Source organism: Pseudomonas moorei (assembly GCF_008801475.1).
Lineage (GTDB): Bacteria > Pseudomonadota > Gammaproteobacteria > Pseudomonadales > Pseudomonadaceae > Aquipseudomonas > Aquipseudomonas moorei.
In genome coordinates this window covers 372,538-388,238 of record NZ_VZPP01000001.1, presented here as the reverse complement: position 1 = coordinate 388,238, position 15,701 = coordinate 372,538, and the positions used below count along the sequence as shown (strand labels likewise).

The 15,701-nt window shown below is 59.4% G+C and carries 13 protein-coding genes; 12 read left to right on the top strand and 1 reads right to left on the bottom strand.

The genetic code is table 11. The annotated features are described in order from the left end of the window. Positions 1 to 21 precede the first annotated feature (21 nt). From F7R06_RS01940 to F7R06_RS01880, 12 genes are all read left to right on the top strand, one after another. The gene (locus tag F7R06_RS01940) at positions 22 to 1,380 is read left to right on the top strand and encodes a glutamine synthetase family protein (protein WP_090322043.1); all 1,359 of its coding nucleotides are present in this window, start codon (positions 22 to 24) and stop codon (positions 1,378 to 1,380) included. A 156-nt stretch (positions 1,381 to 1,536) separates the two neighbouring features. Continuing rightward, the gene (locus F7R06_RS01930; RefSeq protein ID WP_090322046.1) at positions 1,537 to 2,625 is read left to right on the top strand and encodes a polyamine ABC transporter substrate-binding protein; all 1,089 of its coding nucleotides are present in this window, start codon (positions 1,537 to 1,539) and stop codon (positions 2,623 to 2,625) included. Further along, entirely contained in the window at positions 2,622 to 3,923 is a 1,302-nt protein-coding gene (locus tag F7R06_RS01925) for an NAD(P)/FAD-dependent oxidoreductase (RefSeq protein ID WP_090322049.1), read from the top strand. Before F7R06_RS01930 ends, F7R06_RS01925 begins: the two co-directional genes overlap by 4 nt. A 179-nt stretch (positions 3,924 to 4,102) precedes the next feature. After that, positions 4,103 to 4,699 carry a paraquat-inducible protein A gene (locus F7R06_RS01920; RefSeq protein WP_090322054.1) on the top strand — a complete coding sequence of 199 codons (597 nt, stop codon included), beginning with the start codon at positions 4,103 to 4,105 and terminating at the stop codon, positions 4,697 to 4,699. Further along, complete coding sequence (locus F7R06_RS01915) at positions 4,696 to 5,352, top strand: paraquat-inducible protein A (RefSeq protein ID WP_090322058.1); 657 nt, start codon at positions 4,696 to 4,698, stop codon at positions 5,350 to 5,352. The genes F7R06_RS01920 and F7R06_RS01915 overlap by 4 nt, the downstream gene beginning before the upstream one ends. Beyond that, positions 5,333 to 7,009 (top strand): PqiB family protein, encoded by a 1,677-nt coding sequence (locus F7R06_RS01910; RefSeq protein ID WP_090322061.1) that lies wholly within the window; start codon positions 5,333 to 5,335, stop codon positions 7,007 to 7,009. The genes F7R06_RS01915 and F7R06_RS01910 overlap by 20 nt, the downstream gene beginning before the upstream one ends. Positions 7,010 to 7,026: 17 nt before the next feature. Next, positions 7,027 to 7,572 carry a PqiC family protein gene (locus F7R06_RS01905; protein ID WP_090322063.1) on the top strand — a complete coding sequence of 182 codons (546 nt, stop codon included), beginning with the start codon at positions 7,027 to 7,029 and terminating at the stop codon, positions 7,570 to 7,572. A gap of 303 nt (positions 7,573 to 7,875) precedes the next feature. Then, positions 7,876 to 8,550: a lipopolysaccharide core heptose(II)-phosphate phosphatase PmrG gene (gene pmrG, locus F7R06_RS01900; RefSeq protein WP_425415202.1), complete on the top strand. Its 675-nt coding sequence runs from the start codon at positions 7,876 to 7,878 to the stop codon at positions 8,548 to 8,550. A gap of 229 nt (positions 8,551 to 8,779) precedes the next feature. Continuing rightward, entirely contained in the window at positions 8,780 to 10,438 is a 1,659-nt protein-coding gene (gene arnT, locus F7R06_RS01895) for a lipid IV(A) 4-amino-4-deoxy-L-arabinosyltransferase (RefSeq protein WP_245706738.1), read from the top strand. 311 nt (positions 10,439 to 10,749) lie between these two features. Then, positions 10,750 to 11,763 (top strand): iron ABC transporter substrate-binding protein, encoded by a 1,014-nt coding sequence (locus tag F7R06_RS01890; RefSeq protein WP_090322070.1) that lies wholly within the window; start codon positions 10,750 to 10,752, stop codon positions 11,761 to 11,763. A gap of 3 nt (positions 11,764 to 11,766) precedes the next feature. Further along, positions 11,767 to 13,365, top strand: a complete 1,599-nt coding sequence (locus F7R06_RS01885) for an ABC transporter permease (protein ID WP_090327330.1) — start codon at positions 11,767 to 11,769, stop codon at positions 13,363 to 13,365. Further along, positions 13,362 to 14,432 carry an ABC transporter ATP-binding protein gene (locus F7R06_RS01880; RefSeq protein WP_090322073.1) on the top strand — a complete coding sequence of 357 codons (1,071 nt, stop codon included), beginning with the start codon at positions 13,362 to 13,364 and terminating at the stop codon, positions 14,430 to 14,432. Before F7R06_RS01885 ends, F7R06_RS01880 begins: the two co-directional genes overlap by 4 nt. A 10-nt stretch (positions 14,433 to 14,442) precedes the next feature. Here F7R06_RS01880 and F7R06_RS01875 read toward each other — a convergent pair whose 3' ends face one another. Further along, entirely contained in the window at positions 14,443 to 15,381 is a 939-nt protein-coding gene (locus tag F7R06_RS01875; RefSeq protein ID WP_342671291.1) for a site-specific integrase, read from the bottom strand. Between the last annotated feature and the right edge of the window lie 320 nt (positions 15,382 to 15,701).

Sequence of the window (15,701 nt, the reverse complement as noted above, 5' to 3'; positions counted from 1 at the left end):
AAAACCAACAACGAGGTCTTTATGAATGTCCCTTTCGATCAGCTGTTCACTTGGCTGAAAGATCACAAGATTACCGAAGTCGAGTGCGTCGTCAGCGATCTGACCGGCATTGCACGCGGCAAAATCGCACCCACCAACAAGTTCCTGCATGAGCGAGGCATGCGCCTGCCGGAAAGTGTGTTGTTGCAAACGGTAACCGGGGACTTTGTCGACGACGACATCTACTACGACCTGCTCGACCCGGCCGATATCGACATGGTCTGCAAGCCGGTGTCCGACGCGGTGTACGTGGTGCCTTGGGCCATCGAGCCGACCGCCATCGTGATTCACGACACCTTCGACAAATTCGGCAACCCGATCGAGCTGTCGCCACGCAACGTGTTGAAGAAAGTCTTGCAGCTCTACACCGACAAGGGCTGGAAGCCGATTGTCGCGCCGGAAATGGAGTTCTACCTGACCCAGCGCTGCGAAGACCCGGACTTGCCGCTCAAGGCACCGATGGGCCGCTCGGGCCGTGCCGAAAGTGGTCGCCAGTCGTTCTCCATCGATGCCGCCAACGAATTTGACCCGTTGTTCGAAGACGTCTACGACTGGTGCGAGCTGCAAGGCCTGGACCTCGACACGCTGATCCACGAAGACGGCCCGGCGCAGATGGAAATCAACTTCCGCCATGGTGACGCCCTGGACCTGGCCGACCAGATCACGGTGTTCAAGCGCACCCTGCGCGAAGCCGCGCTCAAGCACAACGTGGCGGCGACCTTCATGGCCAAGCCGATTGGCGATGAGCCCGGCAGCGCCATGCACATTCACCAGAGCGTAGTGGAAATCGCCACCGGCAAGCCGATCTTCGCCGATGAAAACGGCAACATGAGTGAGCTGTTCCTGCACCACATCGGTGGCCTGCAGAAATACATCCCGAAAGTGCTGCCGATGTTCGCGCCGAACGTCAACTCGTTCCGCCGCTTCCTGCCGGATACCTCGGCACCGGTGAACGTTGAGTGGGGCGAAGAAAACCGTACCGTCGGCCTGCGCGTGCCGACCTCCAGCCCGGAGGCGATGCGCGTGGAAAACCGCTTGCCGGGTGCAGACGCCAACCCTTACCTGGCCATCGCCGCCAGTTTGCTCTGCGGTTTCCTCGGCATGGTCGAGGGCGTCGAACCGAGCGCCGGGGTCCAGGGTCGCGCCTATGAGCGTCGCAACCTGCGCCTGCCGATCACCATCGAGGAAGCGCTGTCGCAGATGGAAGAATGCGAGACCGTCAGCCGCTACCTGGGCAGCAAGTTCGTGCGTGGCTATGTCGCGGTCAAACGCGCCGAGCACGAGAACTTCAAGCGGGTCATCAGTTCCTGGGAGCGTGAGTTCCTGATGCTCAGCGTCTAGGAAGATCACACATCCCTGTGGGAGCGGGCTTGCCCGCGATGGCGGCCTGTCAGTCAACGATGATGCTGAATGTGCCGGCCCAATCGCGGGCAAGCCCGCTCCCACAGGGGCCGAAGAATCACCTGAAAAAATCCAATAATTCGAAGAGGTGTCGATATGCGTCTATTGAAATCCGTGGTTCCGGTCGCGCTGACTGTTTTGTTCAGCGCCGTTGCCCAGGCTCAGCCACAGGTCAGCGTCTACAACTGGACCGACTACATCGGCGAGACCACCCTCGCCGACTTCCAGGCCAAAACCGGGATCAAGGTGATCTATGACGTTTTCGACTCCAATGAAACCCTGGAAGGAAAACTGCTCGCCGGACGCACCGGGTATGACGTGGTGGTACCGTCCAACCACTTCCTCGCTCGCCAAGTGAAGGCCGGCGCATTCCTCAAGATGGACCGCGAGCAACTGCCGAACTTCAAGAACCTCGACCCGAAACTGCTGGCCCTGCTCGAGAAAAACGATCCGGGTAATGCCCACTCGGTGCCGTACCTGTGGGGCACCAACGGCATCGGTTACAACGTCGACAAGGTCAAGCAGGTGCTGGGCATCGACCACATCGACTCCTGGGCCGTACTGTTCGAACCGGAAAACATCAAGAAGCTCAGCCAGTGCGGCGTGTCGATCATGGACTCGGCGGATGAAGTATTCCCGGCGGTGCTCAACTACATGGGCATGGACCCGCGCAGCGAAAACCCCGAGGACTTCAAGAAGGCCGAAGCCAAGCTGTTGAGCATTCGTCCGTACGTGACCTACTTCCACTCCTCCAAGTACGTGTCGGACCTGGCCAACGGCGATATCTGCGTCGCATTCGGTTACTCCGGTGATGTGTTCCAGGCCGCCAACCGGGCCAAGGAAGCCAAGAACAACGTGAACATCGCCTACGCCATTCCCAAGGAAGGCGCCAATTTGTGGTTCGACCTGCTGGCTATTCCGGCCGACGCCAGCAACCCGAAAGAAGCCCACGCCTTCATCAATTACCTGCTCGATCCTCAGGTGATCGCCAAGGTCAGCGCCTCGGTCGGTTACGCCAACCCGAACCCGCCCGCCAAGCAGTTCATGGACGCCGAACTGGTGAGCAATCCCGAGGTTTACCCATCCCAGGAAGTGCTCGACAAACTGTACATTTCCACCACCCCTCCGCAGTCGATCATGCGTCTGATGACCCGTTCCTGGAGCAAAGTGAAGTCCAACCAATGAACCAGTACACCCAGGAACACACTCACTCCTACTACGCCGCCTCGGCCAGGGGCATGGCGCCCCGGCCCGAGCTGGCCGGGGACATGGTCGCGGATGTCTGTGTGATTGGCGGCGGCTTCACCGGGGTCAACACCGCCATCGAACTGGCCCAGCGCGGGCTCTCGGTGATCCTGCTGGAAGCCCGGCGGATCGGCTGGGGCGCCAGCGGGCGCAACGGTGGCCAGTTGATCCGCGGGATCGGCCATGACGTCAGCGGTTTTGCCCGGCACATCGGCGCCGACGGCGTGCGTTATCTGGAGCAGGCGGGTATCGAATCGGTGGCACTGGTGGGCCAACGTATCCGCGAACACGGTATCGACTGCGACCTGCGCTGGGGTTTTTGCGAGCTGGCCAACACCCCGGCGCAGTTCGCCGGCCTGAAAGCCGAATACGCCGGGCTGAAGGAAACGGGTTACGCCCATGAGACCCGCCTGATCGAACCGGGGCAGATCCGTGAGCAGGTGGTGAACTCCGGCGTGTATGCCGGCGGTCTGGTGGACATGGGGTCAGGGCACTTGCACCCGCTGAACCTGGTATTGGGCGAAGCGAAAGTCGCCGAGTCCCTGGGCGTACGGATCTTTGAGCAGAGCCCGGTGCTGGAGTTGATCCATGGCAGCACCGTGCAGGTGCGCTGTGCCGGTGGCACGGTGCGCGCCGGCAGCCTGGTGCTGGCCTGCAACGCACACCTGGAAGAACTTGAGCCGAAACTCAGCGGCAAAGTCCTGCCGGCGGGCAGCTACATCATCGCCACCGAACCCTTGTCGGCAGAGCTCGCTGCGCAGTTGATACCGCGCAACCTGGCCCTGTGCGACCAGAAAGTCGGCCTGGATTACTATCGCTTATCGGCCGACCGGCGCCTGCTGTTCGGCGGTGCCTGCCATTACTCCGGGCGCGATCCGCGGGACATCACGGCCTACATGCGTCCGCAGATGCTCAAGGTCTTCCCGCAACTGGCCAACGTGCGCATCGATTATCAGTGGGGCGGCATGATCGGCATCACGGCCAATCGTTTCCCGCAGGTCGGGCGCCTGAGTCAGCACCCCAATGTGTTCTACGCCCAGGGTTATTCCGGTCATGGCCTGAACGTGACCCACTGGTGCGCCAAACTGCTGGGCGAAGCGATCCACGCCGGCCACAGCCGCGGCTTTGACGTGTTCAGCGCCGTGCCGCACATGACCTTTCCCGGCGGCCGCGTTCTGCGTTCGCCACTGCTGGCCCTCGGCATGCTGTGGTATCGCATGCGTGAAATGCTGGGTTGAGATTGGCTTCAAGCGCTAAACCAATCCTGTGGTGAGGGCGTTTGCCCCCTCGCCACAGGTATCCGGCTGATCAGCCAACCTTTTTCCGTCCTCAAACAGCCTTTCGATTTGCTCAATCGCGAGGCACTTCTATATTGAGGGTGTGCTCTGAACTTCCTGCCTCCTGTCGAGCTTGGCCAATGGCGACGACTGACCACCTGATCATCTGCGAGCACTGCGACTGTGTGTACGAGAAAGTCACGCTCGCCAAATACCAGAAAACCCTGTGCACCCGCTGCGGCGGTGTGCTGCAGCGCTATAACGGCCTGACACTCCAGCAGCGCCTGGCCTTGACCCTTACCGCGTTGATGCTGTGGATTTTCGCCAACTTCTACCCGGTGATGAGCATCAGCCTCAAGGGCCTGAAAAACAGTGCGACGCTCTGGGATTCGGTCATGGCGCTCAGTCTGGGGCCTATCACGTTCATCGCCATGGTGGCGGCCATCGCCATGATCATCGCGCCGATCTTCCAATTGTTGCTGCTGATCTGGGTCCTCGGTTACGCCCTCGCCTCCAGACGCTCACCGGCTTTCAAGTTCTGCATGCGCTGGCTGGAAACCCTGCGCCCCTGGAGCATGCTGGAAGTCTGCCTGTTGGGCGCGATGGTCGCGGTGATTAAACTCGCCGGTTTTCTCGATGTGTTGCCGGGCATCGGTCTGATTGCCCTGGCCATCCTCAGCCTGATGATGATCCGCATCGCCGGGCGCGACATTCGCGAACTGTGGGACATCCTATGACAACGCCTCCGGTCGCCAGCGAGCTGGGCCTGTGCCTGTGTCACAGCTGCGGACTGGCCTGCGACATGACCCACAAGCCCCACGAATGCGAACGTTGCGGGGCCCCGCTGCACCGGCGCAAAACCAACTCGTTGACCCGCACCTGGGCCTACCTGTTCACATCCCTGGTGTTTTACATCCCGGCCAACCTGTTGCCGGTGATGAACACCAAGATGGTCGGCCATGGCGCCGACAGCACGATCATGAGCGGGGTGCTGGAGTTCTGGGAGGCCGGCTCCTGGGACATCGCCCTGATCATCTTTATCGCCAGTATCGCGGTGCCCGGCATCAAGTTCGTGGCCATTACGTTATTGCTGGTGACGGTGCAACGCGACAGCCACTGGGCGCGCAAGGAGCGATCACAGCTGTACCGCTTCGTCGAGGTCATCGGTTACTGGTCCATGCTCGACGTGATAGTGGTGGCCCTGGTGGCCTCACTGGTGAAGTTTCAGGCCCTGGCCGACATCGAGCCCCGGACCGGCATTTTGTTCTTTGGCCTGGTGGTGGTGTTCACCATGCTGTCGGCGATGAGTTTCGATCCGCGCCTGATCTGGGATGAGAAACCGCAAGCCCCACACAACGAGGAGGTCACGGATGAAGCAACTAGCCACTGACGGGGCACAGGTTCCCGGACCGGCGCCGATCAAGACCCGACGTTTCAGCGTGTCACTGGTCTGGATCGTGCCGATTGTCGCGGTGTTGGTGGGCATTTCCCTGGTGGTGCACAGCATGTTGCAGGAGGGGCCGACCATCACCGTCACCTTCAAGACCGGTGACGGCCTGACCGCGAACAAGACCGAGGTCAAATACCGCAACGTGGTGATCGGTCAAGTCACGGACGTGGAACTGAGCAATGACCAGAAGAGCGTCAATGCAACCGTCAAACTGGCCAAGCAGGCGGAAAGTTTTACCCGCGCAGACTCCAAATTCTGGGTGGTGCGCCCAAGAATCGGGGCTGGCGGCGTGTCGGGTATCGATACCCTGTTGTCTGGCGATTACATCGGTGCCGATATCGGCCAGGCCAATGCCCGGGCGAAAAACTTCAAGGGTCTGGAAAACCCGCCCCCCATTACCTATGGCGAGCCGGGCAAGCGCTTCACCCTGCATACCCAGGACCTGGGGTCGCTGGATATCGGTTCTCCGGTGTACTACCGCAAGATCCCGGTCGGCCAAGTCGTCGCCTATGCCCTGGACCCTGATGGCAAGGGAGTGAACATCGACCTGTTCGTCCATGCCCCCAATGATCAGTACGTCACCGAGAACACCCGCTTCTGGAATGCCAGTGGCGTCGATGTGAGCGTCGGTGCCAACGGCTTTGCGGTCAAGACCGAATCCTTGTCCGCCTTGCTGGTCGGTGGCATTGCCTTCCGTGCGCCTGAGTTCAGTCCCGACGACAAGCCGGCCGCGGAGGAATATACCTACGAACTGTTCGAGGACCAGCAAACCGCCCTCGCCCCACCCAACGGCAAGCCGCAGTACCTGGCCCTGCGTTTCGATCAGGCATTGCGCGGGCTAAAGGTTGATGCTCCGGTCGAGTTCCAGGGCGTGGAGATTGGCAAGGTGGTCGGAGTCAATCTTGATTTCGACGCGCAAAAACGCAGCTTCCCGGTCAATGTCGGAATCGTGATCTACCCGCAACGCCTGGGTCAGGCTCACCAGAAAATGCTCAAAGAGATGAAACATGACCCCAACGATGAAGCCGGCGGTGTGCGGCTGATAGGTTCCTTCATCGAGAACGGCCTGCGCGCCCAGGCTCGCACCGGCAATCTGTTGACCGGTCAGTTGTACATCGCCCTGGACTTCTACCCGAAAGCGGAAAAAGTTGCCTTCGATGCCAGCGTGCGCCCGGTCATGATTCCAACGATTCCTGGCAGTCTCGAACAACTGCAGGAAAAACTCGAAGCCATGGTCACCAAGATCAACCAGCTGCCGATCGAGCGCATTGCCAGCAATCTCGACAGCAACCTGGTTGAACTGCGCAAAAGCCTGGGGCAGTTCAATGCCAAGACCCTGCCTGGCGTGCATAACACGCTCTTGGACGTCAGCAAGACCCTGCAAACGGCCAACTCGACACTTCAATCTGCCCATTCCACCCTGGCCGATGATTCGCCCCAACGAGAAAAACTGGACCAGACCCTGAACGAACTCGGACGCACCTCACGTGCCTTGCGTGATCTGGCGGACTATCTGGGCCGGCACCCGGAATCGCTGATTCGCGGTCGCCCCGACAACGCAGCGCCCATCGATCTGCAAGGACCACCGAGCAAATGACCACAGGAGCATCACTCATGGTTTTTCCGCTGAAATTTGCATTGATCGCTACGCTGGCATTGCTCGTTGCCTGTCGCAGCGATCCGATTCAGTTTCACACCCTGACCCCGGCTCAACCGAGCAGCAATACCAGAACCACTACGGATATCCAGATAGAAAGCCTGATCGTTCCACCTCAGGTCGATCGTCCGCAGATTGTCGTGCGCCAGGGCAATACGGGTATGGCGATCCTCGAAACCCAGTGGTGGGGAGCGAGTCTGGTGGATGAGTTGCGCAGTGCCCTGCTCGATCAGATGGTCAACAGCAATCCTCAACGCAAAGTCTCGGTGCGGTTGGTGGTGCAGCGTTTTGATTCGATACCCGGTCAGTACGGGTTGATCGATGTGAAATGGCGTCTGCGCGCCGACGATGAGATCCTGATGACCTGCCGCAGCACATTGCAGACGCCATCAGGGCCATCTATCGACGAATTGGTGGCGGCACAGCAAACCAACGTTAAACGCCTCGCCGCACTGATCAGCCAGGGTGCCACGGGCACCCGCTCGAGTTGCCCGTCAGCCTGATCTCACCCCGCCTCTGCACGATACTCAACGGTGACTTGATCGCCGTTGAGCCGTTCTTTTCCAGGCGTTAGTTCAACTGCAACGCCGCTCCAGTAAAAGACAAGCGTTACCAATAACCAACTAAGTTACCGATTGGGGCTTCGTTGCATTTTTTTCACATTCATTTCACCCCCCCGACACTTGCACGGATTTATTTTTCACCGCGACTAAAACGCCCTCTTGGTTATGAGGCAATCATTCAGCGCAGTTCGAATACTGTTTATCAGCAACTCATTCAAATGCGCCCCTGCAGGTAGAAAGAACTTGGTCAACAGCTTTTCGCACAAAGGGTCGCAGCCCCCCGTCAAGGCAACGCGCCTGTTCAAATCGCTGCTGGCGTTCAGTGGTGTGCTGTTGGTCGCTGCGCTGATGAGTGGTTTTGCCTGGTGGCAACGATCTCCGGTCAATCTGGTGGACGCCGGGACGCAAGCCAGGGCTGAACTGTTGCAACAATGGGCGGCTGGCGAGGTCGTGGTCCTGGTGCGACATGTCGAACGCTGCGACCGCTCGACCAATCCTTGCCTGGGGCCGCCTGATGGCATTACCCGCCTCGGCAGTGAGACGGCCAAGGCAGTGGGGCAAGGCTTGCAGGGCATGGGAATGACGCAGGCCGATGTCCTGTCCAGCCCGCTGACCCGTACGATGCAAACCGCACATTATATGTTTGGCAAAGATGCGCAGGCCCAGGATTGGCTAGCCACTTGCGGTAAAACCCTGCGCAACGATGTCGTGGCGCACAAGCGTGCCGGACACAATCTGATCCTGGTGACGCACAGCGGCTGCATCGCCGATTTTGAGGCCCAGACCGGTTTTAAACATGCCGCCACCAGTGAATATGGCAGCTCATTGTTCGTCCATATTGCGAAGGACGGGCAGCTTCAGGTCGTGGGCATCATTAAGGCACAAGACTGGCACTCGCTATCCGATCAAAAAAGCTGAACAACAATCAGGCTTATATACGGAAGTAAAGCATGCACTCATTAGGCCCCTACCATTTATTGAACTTACGCTGAAATCAAATGACACAGAAAAAATTCTGCGCCGTCAGCCAAAAAACTAAAAATGCCCATAATTCCCGGCAACTTCTGAGCACCAAGGACGAGCAATGACGCACCACCCTTCTTTACCCCGATCCGTAGACGGCCTGCCCCACAGCGCTTCCCAGCCAATGCGTTACAGCGAGCGCTGGATCATGCTTGGCCTGGTCGTGGCGTTCGTGGCGTTTTACCTGCTGCCACTGATGACCCATGGCATGTGGATTCCCGACGAAACCCGCTATGCCCAGATCAGTCAGGAAATGCTGCTGAGCGGTAATTGGGTCTCACCGCATTTCATGGGTATCCGTTACTTCGAAAAACCGATTGCCGGTTACTGGATGATTGCCATCGGCCAGGCGGTGTTTGGCGAAAACCTGTTCGGGGTACGGATCGCCTCGGCGGTGAGTACCGGCCTGAGTGTCTTGCTGGTCTACCTGATCAGCCGCCGCCTCTGGAACGATCCGCGCAAAAGTTTTGCGTGCGCGCTGTTCTACATGAGCTTCGGCCTGATCGCCGGCCAGGCCGGGTACGCCAACCTGGACCCGCAGTTCACGTTCTGGGTCAACTTGAGCCTGGTCATGCTGTGGTTTGCCCTCGACAGCCGTACCAGCCGTGGTCGGCTGGGGGCCTGGGTATTATTGGGCTTCGCCTGTGGCATGGGCTTCATGACCAAAGGGTTCCTCGCCTGGCTGTTGCCGGCGCTGATCGCGCTGCCTTATATGCTTTGGCAGCGTCGCATCAAGGAATTGTTGGGTTACGGTTCACTGGCGGTACTGGTGGCGGTCATCGTCTGCCTGCCGTGGGTGCTTGCCATCCACCATAGAGAACCGGATTTCTGGAACTTTTTCTTCTGGAACGAGCACGTACGCCGTTTCGCTGCCGATAACGCACAGCACGCCCGTCCGTGGTGGTTCTACCTGCCGATGCTGGTTGTCTCGAGTCTGCCGTGGGCGGCATTGTTGCCAACGACATTCATCCAGGCCTGGAAGAACAAGCGCCAACCTGTCTTCGTTTTTCTCCTGCTCTGGCTGTTGTTGCCATTGGCCGTGTTCAGCATGAGCAGCGGAAAACTGCCGACCTACATCATGCCGTGCCTGTTGCCGCTGGCATTGCTGATGGGACACGCCGTGACCGCGTTGCTGGCAAACGCACAAGGCCGGACGATTCGCATCAACGGCTGGCTCAATGTGGTCGTTGCCACCAGCGCCTTGCTGGCATTGCTCTACCTGCAGGCGACCAGGGAAATCTACGCGAACACCGAGATGTTCAGCCTGTCCATGGTGTACATCGTGCTGGTCGGCTGGATTATCGCCAACGCCTTGCAGATCTTGCGCCCTCTGGAGCTTTGGGCGATGCCGTCACTCGGCATCTGGCTGCTGGTCGCGCTGTTGCCGGCCGCCATGCCCAGCCAGATTGTCGACAGCAAAATGCCCGACCGCTTTATCGCCGAGCATCTGGACAGCCTGAAGCAGACCACTTCATTGCTCAGTAACGACCTGGGCGCCGCCTCCGCCCTGTCCTGGCTGGTGAAACGCCCACAGGTCGATCTTTACAATGTCATCGGCGAGCTGAAATACGGCCTCAGCGACCCGGCCATGGCTTCGCGCAAGGTCACCATGGAAAACGTTGGACAATGGATGACCGAGGCGCGCAAAAAGGGCTCGGTGGGCGTAGTCATGCGGGTCAACAGTGTCGATGAAATCCAGGAAGTCGAGGCACTGCCCATCGACGGCCAGCGTTTTCAACGGGGCAACCTGGAAATCCTGATCTTCCCGCAAAGCCAGCCCTGACGGCGATTGATATAAAAAGCCGAGAACTTCAAATGGGGTTCTCGGTTTTTTTGCATATGGGGTGCATGGCTTTCGGGTCAACGGCAGCACCACGCAAGACACCTTCGAAAAAGCCTGTGCCTGAGCCTTCGCCGGTCTTCGCCTGAACGCCAAATGACAGGAATTAACGGTTTTTTTGACGTTTTTTTCTCATTCTCCGCACTACATTCGCCCGCCAAACATGCAAATGATTCCTATTGAACTATGATTCGCGACAACCTATCCTCGTCGACTCCACGTGTTCAATTCCAAAAAGCCGGAGCTGCCACCGCATGATTTCCCGTTTGCCTTCATTCCTGAAAAAAGCCCTGCTGGCCACCGCCCTGGTGAGTGCCGGCCATGTGTATGCGGCCGACAGCGTCGGCATTGTGGTTTACAACGCGCAACACGAAGGCCTGACCAAGGCCTGGGTCGAAGGCTTTACTCAGGAAACCGGTATTCCAGTGACCTTGCGCAATGGTGACGACACCGAGATGGGCAATCAGATCGTGCAGGAAGGCGCCGCGTCACCCGCTGACGTATTCCTGACAGAAAACTCTCCAGCCATGGTCCTGGTCGATAACGCGGGTCTGTTCGCGCCTGTCGACAAAACCACCCTGGAGCAAGTCGACTCCGCCTACCGTCCCGCCCACGGCAAATGGGTTGGAATCGCAGCCCGCTCCACCGTGTTCGTCTACAACCCGAGCAAACTGTCGGAAACGGAACTGCCGAAATCGATCATGGACCTCGCCGCGCCAGCCTGGAAAGGTCGCTGGGCAGCGTCGCCGGGTGGTGCCGACTTCCAGGCCATCGTCGCCGCCATCCTGCAGCAGAAAGGCGAAGCCGCTACCCTCGAATGGCTCAAGGCAATGAAAACCAACTTCACCGCCTACCGGGGCAACAGCTCCGTGCTCAAGGCGGTCAATGCCGGGCAGATCGACAGCGGCGTGATCTACCACTATTACAGCCTGGTCGATCAGTCCAAGACAGGCGAAAACAGCAAGAACACCGCACTGCACTACTTCAAACACAAGGATCCGGGTGCCTTTGTCAGCATCTCGGGTGGCGGCGTCCTCGCCTCCAGCCAACATAAGGAACAAGCCCAGGCGTTCCTCAAGTACGTGACAGGCAAGGAAGGCCAGGCCACGCTCAAGAACGGCAATTCGTTTGAATACGCCGTGGGCAAGAATGCTCAATCCAACCCCAAACTGGTGCCTTTGCAGCAGCTTGACGCGCCAACTGTCGATGCTTCCAAACTCGACAGCAAGAAAGCCGTGGAGCTCATGACTCAGGCCGGACTGCTTTAATTGTTGCCTGAAACCCTACCGGTAGGTATCGCCGAGGCGATACCTACCCACCTGCGTCGTCGATCACGCGGCCGGTTCGCGAGCCGTGGCGGCGCGTGGGTCATCGGTCTGTCGGTGCTGGTTTCCCTGCTGGCGCTGCTCCCCATCGCGTTCGTCATCGGCGTTTACCTGCAGACCGGCTGGTCCACTCTGGTGCCACTGGTGTTCCGGCCGCGAGTCGGCGAATTGCTGGTCAATACTGTGCTGCTGGTCGTTATCACCATTCCCTTGTGCATCGCACTGGGTGTGGCACTGGCATGGCTGACTGAGCGCACGAATTTGCCCGGACGACGCTGGTGGTCGTTGCTGGCCACCGCGCCGCTGGCGGTGCCGGCGTTCGTTCACAGTTATGCCTGGGTGAGTCTGGTCCCGCCGATTCACGGGTTGTTCGCCGGTGTTCTGGTGTCGGTCATCGCTTACTTCCCGTTCCTTTACCTGCCCGTCGCCGCGACGCTGCGTCGACTCGACCCGGCCATCGAAGACGTCGGCGAATCCCTTGGGCTCAAGCCCTGGGCGGTGTTTTTCCGCGTGGTGTTGCCGCAGTTGCGCCTGGCCATCTGCGGTGGTGCCTTGCTGGTTGGCTTGCACCTGCTGGCCGAGTACGGCCTGTATGCGATGATCCGCTTCGACACCTTCACCACCGCGATCTTCGATCAGTTCAAGTCCACCTTCAACGGACCAGCCGCCAACCTGTTGGCCGGCATACTGGCCCTGTGTTGCCTGGCCATGCTGACCGCAGAATCGGCGGCGCGTGGCAACGCGCGTTACGCCCGCGTCGGTTCTGGCAGTGCACGGGAGCAACGGGTGGTGCAACTGAGCAGCTCGTTGAAGGCTCTTGCGCTGGCGTTGCAGATCATCACCTGCGTCCTGGCACTGGGCGTACCGTTGATCACCCTGGGCAAATGGCTGATTGCCGGCGGTGCCGAGGTCTGGGATTTGCCCGAGCTACTCCCGGCCCTGGAACAGACGCTATTGTTGGGTGTCGCGGGTGCCGTGCTGACGACCTGCGCCGCGATCCCGATTGCCTGGCTGTCGATTCGCTCACCGGGCCGCTTGCAACGGCTGCTGGAAGGCTGCAACTACATCACCAGTTCGTTGCCGGGGATCGTCGTGGCACTGGCATTGGTGACGGCGACCATCCAGTTTGCCCGGCCGATTTACCAGACCACGATCACCGTGTTGCTGGCGTACCTGCTGATGTTCCTGCCCCGCGCCCTGGTGAGCCTGCGAGCCGGTATCGCCCAGGCCCCGGTTGAACTGGAAAACATGGCACGCAGCCTGGGTCGCTCACCCGCCCGGGCATTGTGGCTGATTACCCTGCGTCTGGCCGCACCGGGCGCTGCAGCGGGTGCCGCGCTGGTGTTCCTGGCGATCACCAATGAACTGACCGCCACCCTGCTGCTTGCCCCCAACGGCACGCGTACGCTGGCGACCGGGTTCTGGGCCATGACCAGTGAAATCGATTACGCCGCCGCAGCACCCTACGCGCTGCTGATGATTGTCCTGTCGCTTCCGCTGACCGGGCTCCTTTATCACCAATCCAAGAAAACGGCTGGCCGATGAACGCTCTAGAACTGCATTCGATCTCTAAATCCTACGGTTCCCATCGGGCCCTGGATAACGTCAGCCTGTCGGTACCGACTGGCAGCCGTACGGTGATTGTCGGTCCGTCGGGATCGGGCAAAACCACATTGCTGCGGATGATCGCCGGTTTCGAATTCCCCGATACCGGTCGCCTGACGCTCAACGGCCAGACCCTGGTCGACAGCACCCATGAAGTGCCGGCGCACCAACGCCTGATTGGCTACGTCCCGCAGGACGGTGCCTTGTTTCCGCACATGACCGTTGCCGCCAATATCGGCTTCGGGCTGGCCAGCAAGGGCCAGGAACGGCAGGAACGTATCGCTGAATTGATGGACAGCGTTGCCCTCGACGCACGCATGGCCGAACGCTGGCCCCATGAGCTGTCCGGTGGCCAGCAACAACGTGTGGCGCTGGCGCGTGCCCTCGCCCAGCAACCGCGGCTGATGCTGCTGGATGAACCGTTTTCGGCGCTCGATACCGGCTTGCGCGCCGCCATGCGCAAACTGGTCGCGCGATTGCTGGCGGACGCCGGCGTGACCACCATTCTGGTCACCCACGACCAGAGCGAAGCGTTGTCCTTCGCCGATCAATTGGCCGTCATGCGTAATGGTCGGCTGGTGCAGTCCGGGCATCCCCTGGACCTTTACCGCTATCCCGAGGATGAGGAGACGGCGCTGTTTCTCGGCGACGCCGTGGTCATGCCTGCCCGCATCGAGGCCGGCTGGGCCCATTGCGATCTGGGTCGGATCCCGGTCAACAACCACCGCAATAACAGTTCGGCGCAGATCATGCTGCGGCCCGAGCAATTGCAGTTGACCAGCATCGTCCCCAACAGTGCAGAGGGTAGCGGTTGCCAAGCAGTGGTAACCGAACGGGATTTCAGCGGCAATACCTGCACGCTGACCGTCGAGTTGCAGCCATTGAACACTGACGAGCAGCCAGGTCGATCACTGCTGGTGCGCAGCTCAGGCCTCTACGCGCCACCGACCGGCAGTACCGTTCAGGTCTCGACCATCGGTCACGCCCATGTACTGAGCGAACCCTGAACCCTCCCCTTCAAAGGTCGAAACGATCAACCGCCCGGCGCCGCTCATTGTCATCGCGCACATCGTAATTGGCCGTGGTCTGGATGTTGCTGTGATGGGCGAGTTTCTGGGCGATCGACAAATCATGTTCCTCGATCACCCGGGTAATGAACGAACGCCGGAAATCATGGGGCATGATCTTCACCCCCACTTGGGCGCCCCGCTGGCGGGCGATGTAGTAGATCGCATGCTTGGTGATGCGCTCACGGGTGATGTGGCTACCGCGACGTATGCGATTGAACAGGAAGGTGTCGTCCGTCTCACCCTCCTTGAGCTGTGAACGGCGCAGTTCCAGCCAGGCGTTGAGCTTGGCGAAGGCCCAGGCCGGGGCGTATTTGATCAATTGCTTGTTGCCCTTGGCGGTGACCTGAAGGCTGCGCTCAGTGAAATCGACCTGATTCAGGTCCAGGTTCACCGACTCCGATTTGCGCATCCCCGAGCCATACAGAATCCCGATGATCGCTGCGTCCCGCAGGCCCTGCGGTCGTGGATCAGCGGCGCACACTTCCATCAGTTCATGGATCAGCGAGCGCCGCAGATTGCGCCCCTGGGACAGACGCGTGCCGGCAATGCCCTTGACCGAGCGCATCTTCAAGAGATGCTCCTGACTGATCAGGCTCATGCGCCAGGCCTCGTTCATTACCCCCCGCACCGCATTGACATACAGCGACGATGTATTAGGCGCATAACCGTCCGCGCGCAAGGTGGCAACCAGTGCAATCACATCCTCGGGTTGCAACTGATGCCAGGGGATTTCTTCGATGTTCACATCTTCATAGCCCAATCGGTCGGCAGCGTCCTGCAGGACGTACCGCATGGTCAATTGGCTGGCCGGCGCCAGTCGCGCCAGATACACCGTCAGCGGATTGGTTCTGAGAACACTCGGGTCAATAACAGGTAAGTCAATCAAACGATACGGCCTTGAATGAAAACAATTCAACGAAACAACTAAGGATGGAAAACAGACCCTATAAAATGCCAGACTTCTGTAAGACTTTTCTGCTAAACGCAGCGATAAACGGTAAAAGTCTGAACAGTCGCTTAATAGATTCTGGATAAATGATTCGCCGACCGTTTTTTCATGTTCCTTTCACAAAATCGGGCATAACCTCTGGCGGATCTGGCGACCCTCGGCATTTCCCAACCTGCCGACCGTTGCAGGAAAAGTCAACTGATGGTATTTCTCACCAATCTCAAGTAAGTAGTTGATGCAGTTTGTGTTTTAGCGTC